General features: G+C 58.8%; 19 protein-coding genes. 2 read left to right on the forward strand and 17 right to left on the reverse strand.

The genetic code is table 11. From position 1 onward, the window contains the following. Nucleotides 1–77 precede the first annotated feature (77 nt). The 10 genes from AC097N_RS06585 to AC097N_RS06630 form a co-directional block, all read right to left on the reverse strand. Nucleotides 78–413, reverse strand: a complete 336-nt coding sequence (locus AC097N_RS06585) for a hypothetical protein (protein WP_479580102.1) — start codon at nucleotides 411–413, stop codon at nucleotides 78–80. 16 nt (nucleotides 414–429) lie between these two features. Then, nucleotides 430–1086: a DsbA family protein gene (locus tag AC097N_RS06590; RefSeq protein WP_479580103.1), complete on the reverse strand. Its 657-nt coding sequence runs from the start codon at nucleotides 1084–1086 to the stop codon at nucleotides 430–432. Beyond that, entirely contained in the window at nucleotides 1083–1499 is a 417-nt protein-coding gene (locus AC097N_RS06595) for a disulfide bond formation protein B (RefSeq protein ID WP_479580104.1), read from the reverse strand. Before AC097N_RS06595 ends, AC097N_RS06590 begins: the two co-directional genes overlap by 4 nt. A 320-nt stretch (nucleotides 1500–1819) precedes the next feature. Then, nucleotides 1820–2173 carry a cation efflux protein, CzcI family gene (gene czcI / locus AC097N_RS06600; RefSeq protein ID WP_479580105.1) on the reverse strand — a complete coding sequence of 118 codons (354 nt, stop codon included), beginning with the start codon at nucleotides 2171–2173 and terminating at the stop codon, nucleotides 1820–1822. Nucleotides 2174–2253: 80 nt separating this feature from the next. Beyond that, nucleotides 2254–2553: a helix-turn-helix domain-containing protein gene (locus tag AC097N_RS06605; protein ID WP_479580374.1), complete on the reverse strand. Its 300-nt coding sequence runs from the start codon at nucleotides 2551–2553 to the stop codon at nucleotides 2254–2256. 5 nt (nucleotides 2554–2558) lie between these two features. Then, nucleotides 2559–2804 (reverse strand): hypothetical protein, encoded by a 246-nt coding sequence (locus AC097N_RS06610; RefSeq protein WP_479580106.1) that lies wholly within the window; start codon nucleotides 2802–2804, stop codon nucleotides 2559–2561. Beyond that, nucleotides 2805–3428 carry a hypothetical protein gene (locus tag AC097N_RS06615; protein WP_479580107.1) on the reverse strand — a complete coding sequence of 208 codons (624 nt, stop codon included), beginning with the start codon at nucleotides 3426–3428 and terminating at the stop codon, nucleotides 2805–2807. Between the two features lie 51 nt (nucleotides 3429–3479). Continuing rightward, on the reverse strand, nucleotides 3480–5996 hold the full coding sequence (locus tag AC097N_RS06620) for a DEAD/DEAH box helicase (RefSeq protein WP_479580108.1): 2517 nt from the start codon (nucleotides 5994–5996) through the stop codon (nucleotides 3480–3482). 97 nt (nucleotides 5997–6093) lie between these two features. Further along, entirely contained in the window at nucleotides 6094–7227 is a 1134-nt protein-coding gene (locus tag AC097N_RS06625; protein WP_479580109.1) for a branched-chain amino acid ABC transporter substrate-binding protein, read from the reverse strand. Nucleotides 7228–7320: 93 nt separating this feature from the next. Then, a complete protein-coding gene (locus AC097N_RS06630) occupies nucleotides 7321–7551 on the reverse strand; it encodes an RNA polymerase sigma factor (RefSeq protein WP_479580110.1) in 231 nt (76 codons plus the stop codon). Between AC097N_RS06630 and AC097N_RS06635 the strand changes: the two genes are divergently transcribed. Together AC097N_RS06635 and AC097N_RS06640 are read left to right on the forward strand one after the other, a co-directional pair. Next, complete coding sequence (locus AC097N_RS06635; protein ID WP_479580111.1) at nucleotides 7546–7719, forward strand: hypothetical protein; 174 nt, start codon at nucleotides 7546–7548, stop codon at nucleotides 7717–7719. The two genes, AC097N_RS06630 and AC097N_RS06635, sit on opposite strands and share 6 nt — an antisense overlap. An 8-nt stretch (nucleotides 7720–7727) precedes the next feature. Next, nucleotides 7728–7961 carry an ATP-binding protein gene (locus tag AC097N_RS06640; RefSeq protein WP_479580112.1) on the forward strand — a complete coding sequence of 78 codons (234 nt, stop codon included), beginning with the start codon at nucleotides 7728–7730 and terminating at the stop codon, nucleotides 7959–7961. Between the two features lie 28 nt (nucleotides 7962–7989). Here AC097N_RS06640 and clpB read toward each other — a convergent pair whose 3' ends face one another. The 7 genes from clpB to AC097N_RS06675 all read right to left on the reverse strand — a co-directional run bounded on the left by clpB (nucleotide 7990) and on the right by AC097N_RS06675 (nucleotide 15982). Continuing rightward, on the reverse strand, nucleotides 7990–10590 hold the full coding sequence (clpB, locus tag AC097N_RS06645; RefSeq protein ID WP_479580113.1) for an ATP-dependent chaperone ClpB: 2601 nt from the start codon (nucleotides 10588–10590) through the stop codon (nucleotides 7990–7992). Nucleotides 10591–10708: 118 nt separating this feature from the next. Further along, nucleotides 10709–11206 carry a molybdenum cofactor biosynthesis protein MoaE gene (locus AC097N_RS06650; RefSeq protein ID WP_479580114.1) on the reverse strand — a complete coding sequence of 166 codons (498 nt, stop codon included), beginning with the start codon at nucleotides 11204–11206 and terminating at the stop codon, nucleotides 10709–10711. Nucleotides 11207–11213: 7 nt separating this feature from the next. Further along, a complete protein-coding gene (locus tag AC097N_RS06655; protein ID WP_479580115.1) occupies nucleotides 11214–11465 on the reverse strand; it encodes a MoaD/ThiS family protein in 252 nt (83 codons plus the stop codon). Then, nucleotides 11462–12706 (reverse strand): molybdopterin molybdotransferase MoeA, encoded by a 1245-nt coding sequence (locus tag AC097N_RS06660; RefSeq protein ID WP_479580116.1) that lies wholly within the window; start codon nucleotides 12704–12706, stop codon nucleotides 11462–11464. Before AC097N_RS06660 ends, AC097N_RS06655 begins: the two co-directional genes overlap by 4 nt. Further along, nucleotides 12703–13236 carry a molybdopterin-guanine dinucleotide biosynthesis protein B gene (gene mobB / locus AC097N_RS06665; protein WP_479580117.1) on the reverse strand — a complete coding sequence of 178 codons (534 nt, stop codon included), beginning with the start codon at nucleotides 13234–13236 and terminating at the stop codon, nucleotides 12703–12705. Before mobB ends, AC097N_RS06660 begins: the two co-directional genes overlap by 4 nt. Beyond that, complete coding sequence (thrC, locus tag AC097N_RS06670) at nucleotides 13233–14660, reverse strand: threonine synthase (protein WP_479580118.1); 1428 nt, start codon at nucleotides 14658–14660, stop codon at nucleotides 13233–13235. Before thrC ends, mobB begins: the two co-directional genes overlap by 4 nt. After that, nucleotides 14660–15982, reverse strand: a complete 1323-nt coding sequence (locus AC097N_RS06675) for a homoserine dehydrogenase (protein WP_479580119.1) — start codon at nucleotides 15980–15982, stop codon at nucleotides 14660–14662. Before AC097N_RS06675 ends, thrC begins: the two co-directional genes overlap by 1 nt. Nucleotides 15983–15998: the final 16 nt, after the last annotated feature.

A 15998-nucleotide genomic window follows, 5' to 3' on the forward strand; every position in this document is an offset into this window, starting at 1 on the left:
CTTGCGGTACTGCTCGTATCCTGAGCCTTGATCGGCGGCCATCGCCAAGGTTTGTTGTTTCATTGACATGTAACGTTTCACCCTCGGGTGGCGTGGACCTTAATCAGCATTGCCTTAGGGTAATCAGCGACCAGCTTTTCCGCCTTGCGCAAGGCATCACGGGTGTTTGCACTACCAATCAGGCGGTAAATGTCAATCAACCGCGTCTCAGCCACGCCGTCACTGGCTTGCGGGGTTCGCACAGGCGGTTTGACGCCTGGTGCAGCCCACACGTCAATCCCTGGGTATCCAAGCAGCAAAGTCGCCATGACGGGTACCCACAATCGGCGTTGAAAGTGTTTCACCAACCCATGCTTCATCTTCAGACCACCATTCAGCACGATATGTGACCTTCCCATAGGAAGTGACGTCATGGCTGTTGCGCTCATGCTACTTTTTGATCTTGGCAACTTGTTCCGCTACCAGTGAAGCAAGTTGATCGGGTCCCAAGCTTGACAAGCCTTTGCCGTTGACAAAGAGCGTCGGTGTTTTGGTGACTTCCAGGGCAGTGAGATCCTCTACGTCTTGCTTCAGTGCCGCCTCCACCTTCGGCGCTTGGGCATCCGTCAGCGCCTTTTTTATGTCCAGGCCCACTTCAGATGCGGCCTGGTAGGCCAGATCAATGTTCGGCTGGCCGTGGGAGGCCCAGGCGGGTTGTGCAGCCAGGACGGCCTCAAGGACTTGCCAGTATTTGCCCTGAAGTTTGGAGGCCTCCAGCAATTTAATGACTTTGTCAGAGCCCGCATGAAAGGGTGCGTACCGTAGCACCAGACGAACATCGTTCGGGTATTTCTTCATCACGTCTTTGACAATGGGATAGAACTCTCGGCATGTTTCGCAAGCCGGATCAAAAAATTCAACGATGGTGACGGGTGCATCGGCGGGGCCAAGAACAGGAGAATGCATACGAACCAAGCGATTTTCTGCATGACTAACTTTGTCCATTTGTGAATTTTTGACACGCTGGTTGTAGGAATACATGCCAAATGCAAAGAAGGCCACGACGATGACCAGAAGGATAGAGACGGTGAGTTTTTCGGATTTCATTTGGAAGTTTTTTTGAGAAAAAAAGTAAGCAAGCTCAGGACGGTGGTGAAGGCAATGACCGAAAGCCAGGGAATTTGTATGCCATCCAAAATTTCAAGCTTTTGGTCTGTGCACGACACACCGGTGCCACAGGGAATCCACCCTTTGGGAATGACCCCTGCAATCAGCAGGGTGTGGTAAGCGGCAACAGCCCAGCCACCCAACGCAAACGGCATGGCATACACGGCGCCGCGCCGGTCGTCGCTAAAGCATGCCAATCCGAGAATGATCGCCATAGGAAACATGAAAATCCGTTGGTACCAGCATAAATTGCAGGGTGGGATCATCATGACTTCGCCTATAAAAAGCGCCCCCATGGTTGCAACCACGGATACCAGCCATGCGAGCAGTAGCGTGTTCCACCCAGCTTTCATGACTCAGTCTCCGTTGTGCGATGACTTTGTCTGGATTGGATGGACATTAATAGAGCGACGACCGAAAGCCACCACAAGCGCGGGAAGGGAGTAAACCCAAATTGATACATAGCCAGCCATTCCAGGAGTTTCTTGCAATGCCAGCTTTATGGGCTGACCCGTTGCATTCCGTGCGTACAGACTCTTGTACGCTGACCGGCAGTGCTGATCAGCACGGCATTGGGGATATTGAATGCGTTCCGTTCGTTGGCCAATAGCAGCGTGAGGCGACGTGCACCCTGGCGACAAATGAACGCTAAAAACGAAAGATTAGCCCCCGGTCAGGACCGGGAAATCCATTGGGGGCGATCTGGTACTTTGAGAGGAGGAGATGTCCGAAGGCGTTCGGTACTGGCCTCAATCTCAGCTGAGGTCGAAAGCACCGAGTTACCCACAACAGATGTCACGGCAAATGAACAACCCGCGTGGCAAGTGCCACAGTCCAAATCGAGACCGCCGGGCTTGGCCTGATCCGGAGCGGAGCGTTCACTGGACAGCTTTTGATGCTGATGACCATGATGCCCCACATGCTGAATGGAAACCCCCTTTTCATGCTGACAATAAGCACTGGTTGCAGCCCATGTGAACTGCAACGGGATCATCATCAACAGAAGGATGGCTAGCCATTTGCGCATGGCTGAGATTGTAGTAGCTTCAGCTTTTGGCCGACTTCCCCACTCATGGAGCTTGTCAACATCTATTGAAGCTGATCTGGTTACACAACGTCGACATCTGTACGGTCGGTATCTTTGACAATGGGCGTTAACAAAAACGCAGGATGCTGATGCGTGAGCAGCAAGAACAATGCATAAACCGGGCCTGGCATATTTCGCTCATCGGTCAAACTCTCCAGCGCCTGCCAGGTCCGTGACTGCATCCCGCCCCTGCTGCCGGCTTGAACCGGGTAGCCCATGAGTTCTGCCGCTTCAACCTGATTCAATCCAGCATGCAGTCGTGCCGCCTTCAGTTCGGCACCGCTGGGCGTGGGCAATTCTATTTTGGTTATTTTTGACATGCGGGTCACGTGATTTTGAAGACGGTTCGAATTGTTTTTGAACCGGCTCTTTCCTCAAACACAGCCCATTGTTTGATGCCTTTCACAAGGACGGAGGTGCTGATGTCTTTAACAGAAGCTTTGGCCTTGAGTTTTACTGTCACCCAATCCTGAACGTGTGGAAAGAAGCTGCCTTGCTTGCCGGTTGGAATCAACATTTCCTTGTCGCCAACTTTGCCGACAGAGGTGACGAAGATTTCGGTTGCGGGCATTCATTTACTCCCGGTTGATGGGGATGTGACCAAGGCGCCATAAGCACGCCGTGTCTCGGGGGCCACCGACGCCAACACCTGCGCATACGTGGTCTTATGCCGCGCGAGCAACCGTGCCGAAGCCAGTGTTTTGGAGCGGCAGTACCAATGACAGGTGTGCTGCATCAAAAAAAGCTCAGCAGACAAGGTGAATGCCTTGTTTTTTGGCGTTTGATTCAGACTGTTGTTCGCGGCGTTGGCGATACCGTGCGCGTGGATGCTCAAGGCTTTGCGCACGTCAAACGTGGCGTCGGGAAACAGCTTGTCGGCAAAGGGAATGGCAAAAGCAAACTTGCTCACCCGCGCTTGTGCCTCGTCCACCTCGGCAAACTCCGCCACGAAACGATTGAACTGTGTGCTCAGTGCCGTCTCCGCGGTCGTCAAATGGTTCCAGACTTGCTCCTGGCGTTCGGGATCGTTCTCGCTCAGCGCCCGCAGGTAGCCCTCGGTCAGGCTTTCCATCAGCTTTTCAATCTGGTGTTTGCCGAGGTAACGACCTAGGAGGGCAATGCGTCGGTTCTGGTCTATTTTTTTGAGGGTAAAAGTACCCATGGCCATCAGGGCCAGCAGCGTAAAGAATTCCATTTTTTTCGATTAATACAAGGGTAGCATTGAGGTAAGACTGAAGTGTAGTGGTCAGGCCAGCGGCGCCAGCAAGGCTTCCAGGTCATCTTGGTTGAATTTGATGGCGGTCGCAGCATCAAAACCCAGCACCCCCTCTGTCAGGGCCTGTTTGCGCGCCTGCAGTTCCAGCATGCGTTCTTCAATGCTACCGTCCACCACCAGCTGGTAAACAAACACCGGTTGCTCCTGCCCCAGGCGGTGGGCGCGGGCCGTGGCCTGCTCCTGCACGGCGGGATTCCACCAAGGGTCCATATGAATAACGGTGTCGGCAGACGTCAGGTTCAGGCCAACCCCCCCCGCTTTCAGACTGACCAGAAAAACAGGTGCCTGTCCGGTCTGAAACTGCTGCACAACGGCGCCGCGTTGGCGGGTTGGTGTCTTGCCGGTGAGGCTCAGAAAAGGCAGGTTCAGGACCAACAACTCGTCGGCAATGAGGTCCAGCATTTCCGTGAACTGCGAAAACACCAGCACACGGCGGCCCTCCTCCACCATCACGGGCAGCATATCGCTCAACCAATCAAGCTTGGCACGCTCCATGGTTTCGGGTGTGTTGCGGCCCTTCAGAAGCCAGGGGTCGCAGCAGACCTGGCGCAGCTTGAGCAGCGCATCCAGAATGGTGATTTGCGCGCCTTTGAAACTCTGGCGTTTCAGGACGCGGCGCACTTGCTCATCGGCCGCCGCACGCACACCCTCGTAAAGCTCACGCTGCTGGCCCTGCAGTTGTACGCGAACAATGGCTTCGGTCTTGGGCGGCAGCTCGGCGGCCACGTCCATTTTTCGGCGCCGCATGATGAAGGGGCGCACGCGCTGGGCCAGCAGTTGGGCACGCAGGGTCTCGCCATTCTCTTCAATGGGCTTGCGCCAATTGCGGGCAAAGCTGCGCGCATCGCCTAAAAAGCCAGGCATCAAAAAATCGAACTGGGCCCACAGTTCACCCAAGTGGTTTTCCAGCGGTGTGCCGGTCAGGCACAGGTGGTGTCTGGCCTGCAAACGACGCAAGGCGCGGGCACTGCGGCCTGCGGCGTTTTTCACCATTTGCGCCTCATCGAGAATCAACAGGTGGTAGCACTGGGCGCGCAGCCGCTCCATGTCGCGCCACAGCAAAGGATAGGTGGTGAGCACCAGGTCATGTTCGCCGATGCGGACAAAGTCCTCGTCCCGGGCCGGGCCATGCAAGGTCAGCAACCGCAAGTCAGGCGCCATGCGCCGGGCTTCCTGTTGCCAATTGAAGATCAGCGAGGTGGGCACCACCACCAGAGCGGGCAAGTCCAGGCGACCCGCCTGCTTCTCCAGCAACACATGGGCCAGCGCCTGGGCGGTTTTGCCCAGCCCCATGTCGTCCGCCAGAATGCCACCCAGGTGCTGTTCCCGCAGGTATTGCAACCAAGCCACTCCATGCAATTGATAGGGGCGCAGTTGAACCCTCAGCCCCTGTGGCGCCAAGACGGGCTGGGGTATACCGGTGGTTTTGAGACGCTGCGCAAGGCTGCGCAGACCCTCTTCGCCCTGCAACTGCCACGACTTGTGCGCGCCTGCCGATTGGCTGCTCTGCAAGTTCGCGCGCAGTGCGTCCAGGCGCTGGGCGTCCCAGGCGTTCAGGTGTAGCGGGCCGGCCGGGTTGTGTGCCCGACGCGGATCGGTCAGCAGGTCCACCATGGCGCCAATGATGGCTTTCAGCGGCGCGGCGGGCGCATCGATACGCTTGCCGCCGGGGGCGCGCAGCACGATGACGGCCAAGTCATCAATATCCGCAATTTGCTGGGCGCTCAGCCAGCGGGCGTCACGCCGCAACAGATCGGCCAGCATCGGGGCCAGGTCCAGCGTTTGACCATCAATGTCAATACCCAGGCTCAACAACCAAGCGCCTTCTCGCGCCGGCAACTGCAGTTTTTCAATGTCGCGCGGTGCTGGCGCCAACTGGGCGCCCGGCTCTTTGCCAAGCAGCTCACCCGTGTCGGGGTTCACGACAAGTCGCCACGCCAAGACCGGCACACTTTCATGCGCGAAGCCGGGTTTCACCACCACCGCCCAGCCCAGGGCCTGAAGGCGTGGCACTTGTTCGGCCCAAAAATCGCCAAAAAAGTCTTCCTGCACCAGCGTCCAGCCATCCAGAAAAGTGGCGCCGCTTTCCGGATCGCGCCACTGAAAGGCGGATGCAGGAACCGGCGTCAGGCCCAACTCCCACACCAGGTCCATGGCATCCGACTCGGCAGCCAGATTGCGTCGCATCCACACGACCTCAGCATCGGCACCTGGCACCGATTGGGTCGTCGGGGGGCGTTTATGAAGCACCGAGTTAGGCGCGGGCGTTTGCCAGGGAACGCCTGTCTCCGTGACGTAGGTCCAGTCGATCTGGGCCAGGGTCACGCTGTCGCCCCGTGGCCCGAGTTTTCCAACAGGCATCAACCCCAGCAAACCGTCGCCACGACCTAGGGTTTGCAGTGTCAGGCACGGACGGAAATGGCCGAGCACAATGATTGAAGTGGTGTTTTTGGCAGGCCAGGAGGGGGGACTGCGGTCGGATGGCATGGGGCATATTATCCCGCGGGCAAAACGGACGCCCATAAAAAAGGACAGTTTGCACTGCCCTGATCTTTCAAACGCCGTGAAGCGACATGACGTTACATCAGTAGCTCGTCAAAGGCACGGCCACCGCATTTTTGTAGTTGTAGACCGTGACGGGGGCCTGCTTCAGGTTGCCTTTGTCGTCGTAGGCGTATGTACCAGCAACGCCTTTGTAGCTCGACTTGTGCATCTCTGCACCGACCTTGACCGGGTCAACCGAGTTGGCTTTCTGCATGGATTCGCCGATGAACATCATTTGGTCAAAAAACGAGACCGCGTAAACATCGGCATCCAGGTTGAAGCGCTTTTTGTATTTCGCCTTGAACGCCGGGCCATCGGTGGTTTTGTCGAGAATGGAGCCACCTTGTGCGCAGAACACGACGTCGTTCACCGCCTCGCCGCCAAGTTTGCCCATCTCCGGGCTGCACAAGGTGTCGCCACCCAGCAGTTTGGCGGAGAGTGCGAGTTGTTTCATCTGGCGGACCATGGGAGCAGCTTGGGGCGCATAGCCACCAAAGAAGATCACTTCGGGCTTCTTCGCCTTCAGGTTGGTCAGGATGGCGGTGAAGTCTGTCGCCTTGTCCGTGGTGAACTCTTGCCCCACAACGGTAAGACCCAGGTTCTTGGCTTCCTTGACGAACTCCTCTGCCACACCCTGACCGAAAGCGGTGCGGTCATCAATCACGCCGACGGACTTGACCTTGAGCACTTTGGCCGCGTAGGCCGCCATGCTGGAGCCAATTTGGGAGTCGCCCGCCACGATGCGGTACAGGTTTTTGTAGCCGCCCTGGGTAACTTTGGGGTTGGTGCCCACGGTGGACATCATCACGTCGTCGTTGCTGTAGACCCTTGAGGCGGGAATGGCAACACCGGAACAGTAAGGCCCCATGACGAACTTGACGCCACTGTCCACAAACTTCTGCGCCACGCTGACGCCAGACTTGGGGTCACACTGGTCATCTTCGGACTGCAACTCAAACTTGACGGTCTTGCCCGACACGGTAATTTTCTTGCGGTTGAGTTCTTCAATCGCCAGACGCACGCCGTTTTCATTGTCTTTACCAGCAAACGCATTGGAGCCGGAGAGAGGCCCACTATGACCAATTTTCACCACCAGATCGTCAGCGTACACACCGGCTGACAGTGCCAACAATACAGCACCACTGAGTGGCATCATTGCATTCTTGAATCGCATGAAAACTACTTTCAACTTAAATATATAAGTTAATATTATGCAAGGACCTCCCTAAGGCGTGCAACATAGGGGATACCCTATGTAATTTTCATCTCAGCACAGCAACTGCTTTCTGGCGCGGTACAAGCGTACAAAGAGGCTGGCTTCGCTGATGTCCAGGCGCTGGCACACCGCCTCTGACGACTCGTCCTGCAACACGCGGAATTCCATGACATCGCGCAGGCCTTTCGGCAGGGTGGCAATGCGCAGCATGGTCTGGTTCAGCAACTCGCGTTGCTCGGCCAACTGGTCGGGGCGCGCCTGTGTGCATTCAATCTGTTGCATGGCATCATCGCCTTCCCCGGTATCCCAGGCGTGGGAGCCGCGGCCCCATTGGCAGCGGTAGATGTGCAGTTGTTTGAGCGTGCCATTGCCAACCTGGTCGATAACGCCCTGAAATTTTGCCCTGCCAACGCCACCATCACGCTGGATGCCGTGCAAAGTGGCGCCTAGGTTCTCAGGTGTCGGTCAGCGACACCGGGCCCGGCATGGCGCCGGCCGACTTACCCCACCTCTTCGACCGTTTCTACCAGAGCCGGCAAAGTGTCGCCCCTGCCACAGGTGAAGGTGGCAAGGGCCTGGGATTGGCCATTGTCAAACGCATTGTGGAACTGCATGGCTGCGAGGTTCAAGTCAGCAGCTCGCCAGAAACCGGAACCCGGGTCACGCTCACCCTATCCGCCGCGACGTATTGACGCTCAGCAGCGGACTGCTTGGAACCGGTCAGCCGACCACGCGCTCAAAGCTGAATTGCCCCGGCGAGCGGATCGGGTCCACATTGACCGGAATGACGTCTTTGGGCAAAAATCTGCCTTCCAGCAGCAATTTGGACAAAGGGTTTTCAATCCGTTGCTGAATCGCACGTTTCAACGGCCGCGCGCCAAACACCGGATCAAAACCGACCTTGGCCAACTCGGCCAGCGCCGCAGGTGACACCTCCAGCGTCAGGTCCATCTTGGCCAGGCGGGCCTGCAACACCTGAATCTGGATACCCGCAATCTCGGCAATATGGGTCGCGTCCAACGCGTGGAACACCACGGTTTCATCAATGCGGTTCAGGAACTCGGGCCGGAAGTGGTTACGCAACTCACCCGTCACAGCTTCCTTGATGTCCTCCGGGTCCTGGCCCACCATGCTCTGGATCAGGTGCGAACCAATGTTGCTGGTCATCACAATCACGGTGTTCTTGAAGTCAACGGTGCGGCCCTGTCCGTCCGTCAACCGGCCATCGTCCAGCACCTGCAACAGCACGTTGAACACATCGGGATGGGCTTTTTCCACCTCGTCCAGCAGCAACACGCTGTAGGGCTTGCGACGCACGGCTTCGGTCAGGTAACCGCCCTCCTCGTAACCCACATAGCCCGGCGGCGCGCCAATGAGACGGGCGACCGAATGTTTCTCCATGAACTCGCTCATGTCGATGCGAATCAGGTGGTCTTCCGAGTCAAACAGGAAACCGGCCAATGCCTTGCACAGCTCGGTCTTGCCCACGCCTGTAGGCCCAAGGAACAGGAACGAGCCGGTGGGGCGATTCGGGTCGCTCAGGCCGGCGCGTGAACGGCGAATGGCATTGGCCACGGCGGTGATGGCTTCATCCTGCCCGACCACGCGCTGGTGCAGCTTGTCTTCCATCTGCAGCAACTTGTCACGCTCGCCCTGCATCATCTTGCTCACGGGAATGCCGGTGGCGCGACTCACCACTTCAGCGATCTCTTCCGCGCCCACCTGGGTGCGCAGCAGGCGCGCAGGTGCGCCCTCGCCCCGTGTTGCTTCTTTGGCCTGCACTTCCTGCAGGCGCTTTTCCAGTTCGGGCAGCTTGCCGTATTGCAGCTCGGCCACCTTGTTGAAGTCGCCCTTGCGGGTCAGCTCTTCGATCTGGAACTTGAGCTTGTCAATGTCTTCACGCACCTGGGCGCTGCCCTGCGCACTGGCTTTTTCGGTTTTCCAGATTTCGTCGTAATCGGCAATCTCTTTTTGCAGCGTGCCGATTTCTTCATTGATCAGCTCGAAGCGTTTTTGCGACGCCTCGTCCTTTTCCTTCTTGACGGCTTCGCGCTCGATCTGCAGTTGAATCAAACGACGGTCCAGCTTGTCCATCACCTCGGGTTTGGAGTCCATCTCGATCTTGATCTTGGACGCCGCCTCATCAATCAGGTCAATCGCCTTGTCCGGCAGGAACCGGTCGGTGATGTAGCGGTGGCTGAGCTCGGCGGCCGCCACGATGGCCGGGTCGGTGATGTTCACGCCGTGGTGCAACTCGTAACGCTCTTTCAAGCCACGCAAAATGGCGATGGTGGCTTCCACGGTGGGCTCACCCACCAGAATTTTCTGGAAGCGGCGCTCCAGCGCGGCGTCTTTTTCGATGTACTTGCGGTACTCATCCAGCGTGGTGGCGCCCACACAGTGCAACTCACCGCGAGCCAGCGCGGGTTTGAGCATATTGCCGGCGTCCATCGCGCCTTCAGCCTTGCCAGCGCCCACCATGGTGTGCAGTTCGTCAATGAACACAATGGTCTGGCCTTCGTCCTTGGCCAAGTCCTTGAGCACGTTTTTCAGGCGCTCTTCAAACTCACCACGAAACTTGGCACCCGCCAGCAGCGCTGCCATGTCCAATGACAAGACACGCTTGCCCTTGAGTGAGTCCGGCACCTCGCCAGCCACGATGCGCTGGGCCAAGCCTTCCACAATGGCGGTCTTGCCCACGCCGGGCTCGCCAATGAGCACGGGGTTGTTCTTGGTGCGGCGCTGCAGTACCTGAATGGCACGACGAATTTCATCGTCCCGCCCGATCACGGGGTCCAGCTTGCCCATGCGGGCGCGCTCGGTCAGGTCAATACAGTATTTTTTGAGCGATTCGCGCTGGTCTTCGGCATCGGCACTGTCCACGTTTTGTCCTCCACGTACGGCATCAATCGCGCTTTCCAGCGACTTGCGGGTCAGGCCGTTTTCCTTGACGATACGCCCGATGTCCTGCTTGCTGTCGGTCAACGCCAGCAGGAACAACTCGCCCGCCACAAACTGGTCACCGCGTTTGATGGACTCCTTCTCGGCGGCCTGCAGCAGCGTGACCATGTCGCGGCCCACCTGCACCTGCTCATGGCCCTGCACCTGGGGCAGTTTCTTCATGGCGGTCTCGGCAGCGGCCAGCAGTCCCGCCACGTTCACCCCGGCGCGCTGCAACAGGGCTTTGGGACCATCGTCCTGGCGCAGCATCGCCACCAGCACATGGGCGGGTTCGATGTAGGCGTGGTCATTGCCCAGCGCCAGCGTTTGGGCTTCGCCCAAGGCTTCCTGAAATTTGGTGGTGAGTTTTTCGATTCGCATGTCGGTCCCTTTGAATTAACCTGCAGCTTGAGGCTTGCAGCAGGTTTTCAAGGCCGTGGCCCGCGCCAATCTGTTGATAAAAGTCAAGAAAAGCGCAGGTTGGAACCTGCCGGCGCCTTCAGCCGTTGCGGGCTTTGATGCCCCATTTGGCAAGCGCGGCGTCATCCGTCACGCGCGCATCGACCCAGCGGGCGCCGTCGGGCATCTGTTCTTTTTTCCAGAACGGGGCTTGGGTCTTGAGGTAGTCCATCAAGAATTCGCAGGCCTGAAAACTCTCACCCCGGTGCGCCGAGGTCACCGCCACCATGACGATCTGGTCCAGCGGCTGCAACACACCAATGCGATGGATGACCCGGGCGCCAAAAATATCAAAGCGCTGGAGCGCCTCGTCAATCATGGCCTCGATGGATTTCTCGGTCATGCCGGGGTAATGCTCCAGCTCCATGCTGCTGATGCTGCCTGGTGTGCCCGCCGTGCGGTCACGCACCGTGCCGACAAAACTGCACACGGCGCCCACGTGGGGGTCATGGGCGCGCAAGGCGGCAATCTCGGTGCCAAGATCAAAGTCACCGGTTTGAATCACTACCCGGACCGCAGGTGCTTTGGTGTCAATCATGGGAGACTCAGCCGCCTGTGACTGGCGGGAAAAAAGCAACTTCAGCGCCCTCCACCAGGGCGGCCGACTCGTCGCTCATGACCTGATTGAGGGCCATGCGCACCGCGCGCCCCCGCGCCAGGCTCTCGGCATACACGCCCCCCAGGGCGATCAACTCGTCCCGCAACGCGGTCAGGTTCGCGGCCGTGGTGGCGCGCCGCTCACTGGACACCCCCACGGCCTCGCGGATGGAGGCAAAGTATTTGACTGTGACGTTCATCCCAGCATCTCCGAAAAGGGAATAAAGCGAACCAGATCGCCATGCGCAATGGTTTGGCCGGACGGATTGTCCACCACACCATCGCCCCACACGGCTGACGTCAACACACCAGAGCTTTGGTTGGGGAACAGATCAAGACCACCGGCGGCATTGCGTCTGACCCGCAGGAATTCACGACGTTTATCGGCTCTAGCCCAGGTGAAATGTGCGGGAGTAGCTACTGAATTAATAGCAACCTGCGAAACACCTTGCAGCTTGAGCAGAAAAGGCCGCACCAACAAGAGGAAGGTGATGAAGCTGGACACCGGGTTGCCCGGCAGCCCGATGAAATGGGTTTGATCGACCCGGCCATAGGCAAACGGTTTGCCGGGTTTGATGGCAATCTGCCACAGGTTCAACGCACCCAGGGCCTGCACGGCGGGCTTGATGTGGTCTTCTTCTCCCACCGACACACCGCCGCTGGTCAGAATCAGGTCATGACTTTGCGCCGCGTTCTTGAGCGCATCGACGGTCGCATCCAACCGGTCCGGCACGATGCCCAGGTCGGTCACCTCGCAGCCCAGGCGCACCAACAAAGCCCGTAAAAAGAAACGGTTCGAGTTGTAAATCGAACCGGGTTTCATCTGCTCAGGCGCCACCGCGCCCGGCATCATCAGCTCATCACCCGTCGAAAACAAGGCCACGCGAGGACGGCGGACCACCGGCAAGTGACTAAGACCAATACTGGCTGCCAGCCCAAGCGCAGCGGGCGAAAGGCGCTCTCCTTTTGAGAGCACGACAGCACCCAGCGCCACGTCTTCCCCTGCACGGCGAATCCACTGGCCCGCAGCGGGGGTGGCCTGCAAACGCACAGCGCCACCGTCCAGCACTTCGCACTCTTCCTGCATCACCACAGCGTCGGCGCCCGGGGGAATCGGCGCACCTGTGAAGATGCGGGCGGCGGTCAGCGGCCCCAGCGGCTCGCCAGCGGACCCCGCCGCGATGCGTTGCGTGACCTGCAGCACGGCAGGCTGCCCTTGTGACTGCGCCTGCAGCACATCCGCGCAGTGCACGGCATAACCATCCATCGAGCTGTTGTCCTGCGGCGGCACATGCAAGGCGGAGACCAGGTCTCGCGCCAGCACACGGCCATCGGCATCAAAGGTCGAGACCGATTCAACCCCGTCCAGCACCACGGCAAAGCCCAGCAACTCGGCCAAGGCTTCATCCAGGGGCTTCAAGGGTGAACGGGGTGCATTCATACAAAATTCTCCAGACGGTACTCAAACCGCTCTTGATGAGTCGTCAACCAGTGCGCAACCGCCCCGGGATCATTCAGATCCAGCACAGGCCGCAAGGTTTCATCGGGCAGCGCCTGGGGCGAGTCCGTGGCGATGGCAACGACAAAGTCGTCTTCCATGTAGCGCGCAGGTTTGTTGGACTCGGCGCGCCACACTTCGATCTTGAGCAGATCGGACTCCTTGAAGCCTTCAACCAGCACCCAGTCCACCCCCTCATACAGCTCGGCAATGAGTTGATGCACCGACAGTTGCATCGGGCGCTCAAACTCGCGCATCAGGGCCAACCGCTGGTCTGACGCCACTACGACCTCAAACGCCCCGGCCTCGCGGTGGCGAAAAGTATCTTTGCCAACATGGTCGATGTCAAACCGGTGGTGGGCATGCTTGACGACGGAGACGCGCAGTCCCATCAACCGGAAAACCGGAATCAGCCGCTCCACCAGGGTGGTTTTGCCGGAACCGGAATACCCGGCAAAACCGACCACCTTCATGCGCAGTGATGCGAAATGTAGGCTTTCACCGCATCCGCATCGGCAGCCATGCGGGTGACGCGTTTGGGCAAGTCTTCAATGCCTTCGAATTTGGCGGGCCGGTCGGGCTCACGCCCCAGTGCTTCGACGATGGTGGATGCAAACTTGATGGGCAAGGCCGTCTCCAGCACGATCATCGGAACACCGGGCTGCAGGTGCTCACGCGCCACTTTCACGCCGTCCGCGGTGTGGGTGTCGATCATCACGCCAAAACGCTCAAAGGTATCTTTGATGGTCGCCAGGCGGTTGGCATGGGTACTCTTGCCACTCGCAAAGCCATAGCGCGCAGCCGCCTGACCGAAGGCCGGGTCACCGGCCAGGTCAAAGCGGCCATCTTTGGCCAAAGCATCGCCAAACAGCGCCTTGACCCGGTCACCATCGCGCCCCAGCAGGTCAAAAACAAAGCGCTCGAAGTTAGAGGCCTTGGAGATGTCCATCGACGGGCTGGAGGTCTCGTGCGTATCTGCACTGCCGCGCACGCGGTACACGCCCGTGCGCAAAAATTCGTCCAGCACGTCGTTTTCATTGGTCGCCACCACCAGCTTGGCAACAGGCAAGCCCATCATGCGAGCCACATGCCCCGCGCAGACGTTGCCAAAATTCCCCGACGGCACCGTGAAGCTGACTTGCTCGGCATTCGACTGCGTCGCCTGAAAATAGCCGGCAAAATAGTACACCACCTGCGCCATCAAACGCGCCCAGTTGATGGAGTTGACCGTGCCAATCTTGTACTTGCGCTTGAAATCGAGATCGTTGGAGACCGCCTTGACCATGTCCTGGCAATCATCAAACACGCCGTCCACGGCGATGTTGTGGATGTTCTCGTCCATCAGGCTGAACATCTGCGCCTGCTGGAACGGGCTCATGCGGCCGTAGGGACTGGTCATGAAGACGCGCACGCCTTTTTTGCCGCGCATGGCGTATTCCGCCGCACTGCCCGTGTCGCCACTGGTCGCGCCAAAGATATTGAGTTCTTCACCCCGGCGTGCCAGCTCGTACTCAAACAGGTTGCCCAGCAACTGCATGGCCATGTCCTTGAAGGCCAGCGTGGGACCGTTGGACAGGGCCTCCAGCAGCAGACCCTCTTCGAGCTTCTTGAGCGGCACGATGGCTTGGGTGCCAAAAACTGCCTCGGTGTAGGTCTTGTTGCAAATGGCTTTGAGATCGGCCGAAGGAATGTCGTCAATGTAGAGCGACAGCACCTCGAACGCGAGTGCGGCGTAGCCCTGGTCGCGGTAGACCGCACGCCACTTCAGGAGCATGGAGGCGTCCACCTGCGGATAACGCTCCGGCAGGTACAGGCCCCCATCGGGGGCCAGACCTTCAAGCAGGATTTCGCAAAAATTTTTGCGGTCAGCGTGGCCGCGGGTGGAGATGTACTTCATCAGGCCAACTCTTCCTTGCGAATGCGGGTGATCGGCTCCAGCACAGTTGGCAGACCTTGCATGTGCACCAGCGCCTCGTTCATCTTGGCCTCGACACAGTCGTGCGTGAGGATGATGAGGTCCGTAGAGGTTGCGCCTTCGCCGCCCACCTCGTCAGCCTCGCGCTGCAACACCGCGTCAATGCTGATGCCCGCATCCGCCAGGATGCCGGTCACCTTGGCCAGCACACCGGCCTCGTCGGCCACGCGCAGGCGCAGGTAATAGCTGGTGACCACCTCGCCCATGGGCAGCAAAGGCAGATTGCTCATGGCATTGGGCTGGAAGGCCAGGTGCGGCACGCGATGCGCCGCATCCGCCGTGTGCAGGCGCGTGATGTCCACCAGATCCGCAATCACCGCGCTGGCTGTCGGCTCGGAGCCCGCACCTTTGCCGTAATACAGCGTCGTGCCCACGGCGTCGCCCTGGACCATGACGGCGTTCATGGCGCCTTCGACATTGGCAATCAGGCGCTTGGTCGGCACCAGGCTGGGGTGCACGCGCAACTCAATCCCCTTGTCGGTACGCTTGGTGATACCCAACAGCTTGATGCGGTAGCCCAACTGCTCGGCATATTTGATGTCGGCGGCGCCCAGCTTGGTGATGCCTTCCACATAAGCCTTGTCAAACTGCACCGGAATACCAAAGGCAATGGCCGACATCAGGGTGACCTTGTGCGCAGCGTCCACGCCTTCGATATCAAACGTCGGGTCCGCCTCGGCGTAGCCCAGGCGCTGGGCTTCCTTGAGTACCACGGCAAAGTCCAGGCCCTTGTCGCGCATTTCGGACAAGATGAAGTTGGTCGTGCCATTGATGATGCCCGCCACCCACTGGATGCTGTTGGCGGTCAGGCCTTCGCGCAGCGCCTTGATGATGGGAATGCCACCCGCCACCGCGGCTTCGAACGCCACCATCACGCCTTTGGCGGAGGCCGCAGCAAAAATCTCGGTGCCATGCACGGCCAGCAAGGCCTTGTTGGCCGTGACCACGTGTTTGCCAGCCGCAATGGCTTCAAGCACCAGCGTCTTGGCAATGCCGTAGCCGCCAATCAGTTCGATCACGATGTCAATGTCCGGGTTGGCGATCACGGCGCGGGCGTCGTTCACCACCTTCACGCTGTCGTCCACCAGGCTTTGCGCGCGCGCCACATCCAGATCAGCCACCACGGTGATCTCGATGCCACGGCCAGCCCGGCGCTTGATTTCTTCCTGGTTGCGCTTCAGCACATTGAATGTGCCCGAGCCCACAACACCAATGCCCAGAAGGCCAACTTGAATCGGTTTCATATAGTCTTTTAAGTTA

It is taken from the genome of Rhodoferax sp. LS1R11, from assembly GCF_056521395.1.

Bases quoted from the DNA above. Each gene is read 5' to 3' on its own strand.
- AC097N_RS06585 (WP_479580102.1), bottom strand. From the start codon at position 413: ATGACGTCACTTCCTATGGGAAGGTCACATATCGTGCTGAATGGTGGT.
- AC097N_RS06590 (WP_479580103.1), bottom strand. From the start codon at position 1,086: ATGAAATCCGAAAAACTCACCGTCTCTATCCTTCTGGTCATCGTCGTG.
- AC097N_RS06595 (WP_479580104.1), bottom strand. From the start codon at position 1,499: ATGAAAGCTGGGTGGAACACGCTACTGCTCGCATGGCTGGTATCCGTG.
- czcI (WP_479580105.1), bottom strand. From the start codon at position 2,173: ATGCGCAAATGGCTAGCCATCCTTCTGTTGATGATGATCCCGTTGCAG.
- AC097N_RS06605 (WP_479580374.1), bottom strand. From the start codon at position 2,553: ATGTCAAAAATAACCAAAATAGAATTGCCCACGCCCAGCGGTGCCGAA.
- AC097N_RS06610 (WP_479580106.1), bottom strand. From the start codon at position 2,804: ATGCCCGCAACCGAAATCTTCGTCACCTCTGTCGGCAAAGTTGGCGAC.
- AC097N_RS06615 (WP_479580107.1), bottom strand. From the start codon at position 3,428: ATGGAATTCTTTACGCTGCTGGCCCTGATGGCCATGGGTACTTTTACC.
- AC097N_RS06620 (WP_479580108.1), bottom strand. From the start codon at position 5,996: ATGCCATCCGACCGCAGTCCCCCCTCCTGGCCTGCCAAAAACACCACT.
- AC097N_RS06625 (WP_479580109.1), bottom strand. From the start codon at position 7,227: ATGCGATTCAAGAATGCAATGATGCCACTCAGTGGTGCTGTATTGTTG.
- AC097N_RS06630 (WP_479580110.1), bottom strand. From the start codon at position 7,551: ATGCAACAGATTGAATGCACACAGGCGCGCCCCGACCAGTTGGCCGAG.
- clpB (WP_479580113.1), bottom strand. From the start codon at position 10,590: ATGCGAATCGAAAAACTCACCACCAAATTTCAGGAAGCCTTGGGCGAA.
- AC097N_RS06650 (WP_479580114.1), bottom strand. From the start codon at position 11,206: ATGATTGACACCAAAGCACCTGCGGTCCGGGTAGTGATTCAAACCGGT.
- AC097N_RS06655 (WP_479580115.1), bottom strand. From the start codon at position 11,465: ATGAACGTCACAGTCAAATACTTTGCCTCCATCCGCGAGGCCGTGGGG.
- AC097N_RS06660 (WP_479580116.1), bottom strand. From the start codon at position 12,706: ATGAATGCACCCCGTTCACCCTTGAAGCCCCTGGATGAAGCCTTGGCC.
- mobB (WP_479580117.1), bottom strand. From the start codon at position 13,236: ATGAAGGTGGTCGGTTTTGCCGGGTATTCCGGTTCCGGCAAAACCACC.
- thrC (WP_479580118.1), bottom strand. From the start codon at position 14,660: ATGAAGTACATCTCCACCCGCGGCCACGCTGACCGCAAAAATTTTTGC.
- AC097N_RS06675 (WP_479580119.1), bottom strand. From the start codon at position 15,982: ATGAAACCGATTCAAGTTGGCCTTCTGGGCATTGGTGTTGTGGGCTCG.